Genomic DNA, 6,396 nt, shown 5'->3' with positions numbered 1-6,396 from the left:
GGCTCCTTCGCAGCAGGTGCGGGGGCCTGTTTCGCAGCCGGCGCTGGCGTTGCCTTCGCGGCAGGCGGCGGCGCCTGCTGCGCCTCGTCGGCACGCAGTTGCGGAGCCACCATCAATGCGAGCAGCGGCAACGACAAGATCAATCGGCGTTTGACGCCCATGCAGTCTCCTCACGCAACGATAGGAATCAATGTGCCAGGATGATCGAGACCTGAATCTGTCCGCGCCGGCGCAGCACCTCCAGCGAAACATCGTCGCCGTGTCGCCGCACCTTGAGATCAACGGTCGATGTGCCCAGCTGCAGGTCGCGCAGGATCACCTCGTCGAGGAATTCCGGGAGATGCGGATTTGTCAACCGGATCTCGCCTTTGACGGCGTCGAACTCAAGTCCCAATGCGGCCTCGAGCAAGGTAAACGGCGTCGCGCTGGCCCAAGCCTGCGGCGCGCAGGCTACCGGATAAAGCGTCGGGCCGCGGTGCTTCTCGCGCCGGAAGCCACAGAACAGCTCCGGCAGTCGCCGCAGGTCCATGTAGGTTGCGGCATCGAACAGGCCCTTGAACACCTGCCCGACCGAACGCTTCAGTCCGTAACGCGCGAGCCCGAGGGTGATCAGCGCGTTGTCGTGCGGCCAGATCGATCCGTCGTGATAGGACATGGGATTGTAGCGCGCCTCGCCACTGGCGATGGTGCGGATGCCCCAGCCGGTGAAGAAATGCGGGCGCAGCAGATCGGCCGCGACCTTGTGCGCACGGTCCTCGCGCACCATGCCGCTGAACAGGAGCTGTCCGGCATTCGAACTGCGCACCTTGCACGGCTGCTTCTTCCCGTCGAGCGCCAGCGCGTAGGTACCGAGATCCTCGCACCAGAAAGCCTCTTCGAACTGATGAGCCAGCCGTTCGGCCTCGGTATCGAGCCGCTTGGCAATGTCGGGCTTGCCGAGCGCACGGGCAGAGCGCGCCGCCAGTCGCTTGCCCGCGAACACGTAGCCCTGCACCTCGGCCAGCGCGATATAGCCCTCGGCGAGCTGGCCGTCGGCGTGGAAGATCGCGTCGTAGGAATCCTTCCAGCCCTGGTTGGCCAATCCCTGCTCGGAGGCGCGCTGATATTCGACGAAGCCGTCCCGATCGGGATCGCCGGGACCGTCAATCCATTTCAGGCCCGCCTCGATGGCAGGCCATAATTGCTTCAGCGTCTCGATGTCGCCAGTGCGCTCAAAATACAGGCCTGCGAGCAACACGAACAGCGCCGTCGAATCGACGCTGCCGTAGTAGCAGGCGAACGGTACCTCGCGCAGCGTCGCCATCTCGCCGCCGCGCATCTCGTGCAGGATCTTGCCGGGCTCGGCATCGGCAAGCGGATCGGTCTGCCTGGCCTGATAAAAGGCGAGCCGGCGCAGCACGCCACGCGCGATGCGCGGATCGACCCACAGCATCTGCATCGCCGTGATCAGGCCGTCGCGGCCGAACGTAGTCGAGTACCAGGGAATGCCCGCATAAGGGTAGCGTCCCTGCGGCGTCTCGGTCAGCAGGATGTTGAGGTCGGCCATGGCCTGGCACAGCACCTCGTTGAAGATGTCGTTGGAGGTCTCGATGTTGGCGGCACCCCTCGCGAACTTGCGCATCTCGCGGCGATGCGCGAGCAGGCTGCGGAAGAACCGGCCGGGCTTATACCCCTCCGGCGCGTTGCAGGAAACCGCGACAAACAACGACGCGGTCTCGTGCGGCGCCAGGTCCAGATGATAGGTCGCGAGGTTGACGGCCAAGCGGGTCGGCCGCGGATCGAAATTGAGCGCCGTGGTGCGCGTGACGCTGTCGAGCCCGCGATATTCGAGCACCACGTCAGCGGGTCCCACGAGCTTGCTCCCGCCGACGCCGCGTCGCGGACGGGCCGAGCCCCGCACTTCGAACAAATCGGCAAAGTCATTGTCGAACATCAGCTTCAAATCAAAGCTGGCACGATGCTCGCCATGGTTCTGCAGCCCGATCCGCTGATAGGCGGTGCCCTGCCAAAGGAAGATCGTGCGCACGATGTGCAGCATGTCCTTGGGCAGCACCAGACGTCCATCCTGGTAGATGTCGGGATTGGTGAGATCGATCGTCAACCCGGAATTGTCGTCGCGCAGGCTCGACCCGAGCAGCAGCGGCTGAACCTCGCCCAGCATCAATTCAAGGCGAGCAAGATAGCGCGTGTCGGTATTGAACAGGCCGTCCGGGCCGCCGGCCGAGGCGCCGATATCGCCATGGCCGTCGAGCACGATGAACGTATCATCGTGCTTGAGCGAACGTCGCGGCCGGGCCGCGGGACCCGTCGTCTGAATGTAGAACGGCTGCTCGGCGACCGGCTCGTCCGGCCGCGGCGCCAATGCGATCTGAGTTGCGAGTTCGGCCGCCATGTGCACCTCGTGCATTGTCTGATTGCGTTTCGGGGCGACGCAACGAACCAGTGCCCGCTTCCGCCGTCCGCACGCCTTACGAATTCACCGCTACGCGAACTTCGAAGCACTGGGAAAACTGTAGAGGACGATACGCCCGCGATTTTGATTTGTCGCTACGACAAGCGCGTGCGGCGAACTGCCGGGGACTTCGAACTCCCCGCACGCGGTGCGGCTCACGCTGCAAACTTCGCCAGCCGGCTCATTTCCTGGGTGACGAGTTCGCGATACGGGCCCTGGTCCTGCATCAGGCGGTCCGGCGGACCGTCCTCGATGATCTTTCCGCCCCTCAGCACTACCACGCGGTCGAAGTTGCGCAAGGTCGCAAGACGGTGCGCAATCGCGATCACGGTGCGGCCACGCATCAGCCGACTGAGTGCCTCGCGGATCGCCTCTTCGGATTCGCTGTCGAGCGCCGCGGTGGCCTCGTCGAGCAGCAGGATTGGCGCGTCTTTCAAGAAAGCCCGCGCGATGGCGATGCGCTGGCGCTGGCCACCGGACAGCTTGACGCCGCGGTCGCCGACCATGGTGTCGAGCCCCTCCGGCAAGCTCTCGACGAAATCGCAGCGCGCAGCGATCGCCGCCCGCAACACCTCGTCGTCGGTCGCGCTCGGCCTGCCGTAGCGAATGTTCTCCCGAATCGAGCGATGGAAAAGCGAGATATCCTGCGGGACCACCGAAATGGATTCGCGCAGGCTCTGCTGCGTGACCTTGGCGATATCCTGACCATCGATCGTGATGTTGCCGGACTGCACGTCGTAGAAGCGCTGCAGCAGGGTGAACAGGCTCGACTTGCCGCCGCCAGACTGGCCGACCAGGCCGACGCGCTGCCCGGGGTGCAGGCGCAGCGAGAAGCGCTCGAAGATCTTCTGACCGCCCGGGTAGCGGAAGCTGATGTTGTTGAAGGCAATCGCAGCGCCGCTCTTGACCAGGGGTTCGGCCTCGGGATGATCGCGCAGTTCGTGCGGCTGCAACAGCGTCGCGATCGCCTCGCTCAGCCGCGCCACATGCTGGGTCACGTCGACCAGGGCCACGGCCAGGTCGCGTGTCGCATTGAGGATGGTCAGGCCAAGCGTGCATACCAGCACCACGTCGCCAGTGGTCGCACCGCCCTTCTGCCACAACGAGATCGCCCATGCCATCAGCGCGATCGTAAGCACGATGGTGACGGAGGCGTGTAGGATCCGGAGCTTCTCCAGATAACGGAGGCTGCGGCTGCGTGCCACCAGTTCCCGATTCACAGTTGCGTCAAAGCGGGCATGCTCGTGGCTGAGTCCGCAGAAGGCGCGGACCAGCGGCATGTTGGAGATCACATCGACCATCTCACCGTCGACGACCGCCGCCTTGTCGGCGAAATCGTCATGCAGCGGCTTGCCGGCCGCGGCGAGACGAAACATCGCAATGACCATCGAGCCAGCTATCAGGATCAGGCCGAACGCCATCGGCATGCTGACTGTCCCGATCAGGCATATGGCGGACACGGTCGCGAAACATGGCGGAAAGACATTCCAGACAAACATGTTCTCGACCGTGAAGACCGCGTTCGAGGTCGCGGTGATCCGGCTCGACAGCATGCCGGGCAAGCGATCGCCGAAATAACTCGGCGCATGGCCGGTAAGATGACGGAAGATGTCGCGACGCAGATCGCCGGTCACGCCGACAAAGGTGACACTGGCGGTCCAGCTTGCGATGCGCCAAAGAAGATTGTCCGCCGCGATCAGCGCCATGAGCAGTCCAAATGCCGACCAGATGGTCGTGCTGCCCGGTCCGGCCGACAGCGTATCGACCAGAAACTTGACGCCGTATTGCGTGCCTACCGAACAGGCAACGGCTCCGACGACGGCCGAAAAGATGATGAGATGCGAGACCGGACGCTGGCGCAGATAGCGCAGAACGAAAGGAAAAGGCCGCTGGGCGTAGCCTGAAAGCTGATCCATGTGGCGTCCATCAAGTGGGAGAACTGTTGTTGCCGGCATGCATTCGTCCGATTGAACGACGAACTCTTTTGATCGGTTCCCATCACGCCATCATCGAAGCGCCACCGTTACCCACCATCGACCACGGCATGGAAGCGCCAAATGGCATCAATGAGACCCTCGTTTCCAAAACCAGATGTCAAAGAAACAACAATTGTTGAGGGAACTTCGCAAATGCGAGAACGTTCCAGCATCGGGCAATGCCGCTGCCGCGGGGGCTTCCATCCATGACAGACAGGAGACAGTGAGATGCGCATCGCGCAGGTTGCTCCATTGACGGAGGCTGTGCCACCGAAGCTCTACGGCGGGACTGAGCGAGTGGTACATTGGATAACCGAAGAGCTCGTGGCGCTCGGCCACGACGTTACGCTCTTTGCAAGCGGCGATTCGCAGACGTCAGCAAAACTGTGCGCAACCTGGCCGAAAGCCCTGCGTCTTGACGGTTCGGTACGCGATCCAAACGCTCTGCACATGGTGATGTTGGAGAACGTGCGACAGAAATGCGACAACGAAGAGTTCGATTTCCTGCACTTCCATCTGGACTACTATCCGTGGTCGTTGTTCTCCCGGCAGCCGACGCCATTCCTCACAACTTTGCATGGCAGACTTGATCTGCCGGAGCATCAGCCGGTGTTCTCCGTGTTCTCTGACATGCCGGTTGTTTCGATCTCGGATGCCCAGCGGCGCCCGGTTCCGAATGCCAACTGGGTTCGCACCGTTCATCACGGCCTGCCCGAGAAGCTGCTGATGCCGCGGCCGGCAACCCCGAGCTATCTCGCGGTGCTCGGCCGCATCGCGCCGGAAAAGGGCGTCGACCGTGCAATCAAGATCGCGATGCGTTGCGGCATCCCGCTCAAGATCGCTGCCAAGGTCGACCGCGCCGACCAGGACTATTATGATCAGCTCATCTATCCGCTGATCAACGGCAATCCGCTGGTCGAATATATCGGCGAGATCGGCGATCACGAAAAGCCGGAATTCCTCTCCGGCGCCATCGGCCTGTTGCTGCCGATCGACTGGCCGGAGCCGTTCGGCCTGGTCATGATCGAAGCGATGGCCTGCGGTACGCCCGTGATCGCCTACAATCGCGGCTCGGTGCCGGAGGTGATCGAACCCGGCGTTACCGGCTTCGTCGTGGAGGACGAGCTCAGCGCGGTTGCCGCTGTCGGCCAGCTGCCGCAACTCAGCCGCGCGCGGGTCCGCGAGGTGTTCGAGGAGCGCTTCACTGCACGGCGGATGGCACTCGACTATCTCGCCGCCTATCGCGGCCTGATGGAGGCCGCCGAGCCGCGCATCAAGCTGGTCAGCAGCGCCGAATAATCAGCCTTGCACACGTATGCGACTCGCAAGCCCTCCCCGGCTTGCGAGGTCATGCGGTCGCAGGTTCAAAGCTCACCACACAACCTTGACGCGCTGGCCGCTCACCTCCATCGCGGCAGACGCATTGTTTTATCTCAGGCTTTGTGTTGCGCCGCATATTGTAAGCGTCATCCGACGACGCTAGCATCCACCCCAATCAACAAGCGGACGAACGCACGGTGACGAGCCGGCGGCGGATCGCACCCCGGGGGAAAGCGGCATGACCAAGGACCGTCAGGATTCCGTTCTGCGCAAGGCTGGTCCGCGCAAAACGCGCGGCACGGGACCAACCGGACCTGAGCTTTCGAAACCGGGGCGGCCGAGCCGCCGCAGATTCCTCCTCAATGCCGGCGGAGCCATCGCCGCTGGCGCCTTCGGTGCGGTGCCGCTGCGCGGCTGGGCCGCTGAAGCCATCAACATCGGCGCGCTCTACCCGACCACCGGCAGCATGGCGCAGATCGGCACGGGCTGCGTCGCAGCCGCCAAGCTCGCAGTCGACATGGTCAACGAGGCCGGCGGCATCAAGTCGCTCGGCGGCGCCAAGCTGAACCTGATCGTCTCCGACGTGCAGAGCGACACCACGGTGACGCGCACCGAGACCGACCGGCTGATCACCGGCAACAAGCTGTC

4 protein-coding genes are annotated in these 6,396 nt (G+C 63.4%); 2 read left to right on the top strand and 2 right to left on the bottom strand.

The features are described 5' to 3' along the window. Positions 1-187: 187 nt before the first annotated feature. Positions 188-2,392: a glycogen debranching N-terminal domain-containing protein gene (locus WA702_RS29090; protein WP_425113987.1), complete on the bottom strand. Its 2,205-nt coding sequence runs from the start codon at positions 2,390-2,392 to the stop codon at positions 188-190. 215 nt (positions 2,393-2,607) lie between these two features. Beyond that, positions 2,608-4,368 carry an ABC transporter ATP-binding protein gene (locus WA702_RS29085; RefSeq protein WP_425113986.1) on the bottom strand — a complete coding sequence of 587 codons (1,761 nt, stop codon included), beginning with the start codon at positions 4,366-4,368 and terminating at the stop codon, positions 2,608-2,610. 288 nt (positions 4,369-4,656) lie between these two features. On the opposite strand from WA702_RS29085, the gene WA702_RS29080 reads away from it, so the two are divergent. Both WA702_RS29080 and WA702_RS29075 read left to right on the top strand, forming a co-directional pair. Next, positions 4,657-5,727: a glycosyltransferase family 4 protein gene (locus WA702_RS29080; protein ID WP_425113985.1), complete on the top strand. Its 1,071-nt coding sequence runs from the start codon at positions 4,657-4,659 to the stop codon at positions 5,725-5,727. 259 nt (positions 5,728-5,986) lie between these two features. Then, positions 5,987-6,396, top strand: a 410-nt coding sequence (locus tag WA702_RS29075) for an ABC transporter substrate-binding protein (RefSeq protein ID WP_425113984.1), incomplete at its 3' end; no start/stop codon positions are given.

The sequence above is a fragment of the Bradyrhizobium sp. genome (genome assembly GCF_049798375.1).
Taxonomy (GTDB): Bacteria; Pseudomonadota; Alphaproteobacteria; order Rhizobiales; family Xanthobacteraceae; genus Bradyrhizobium.
The sequence above is the reverse complement of the archived record's forward strand: the minus strand, read 5'-3'. Positions and strand labels throughout refer to the sequence as shown.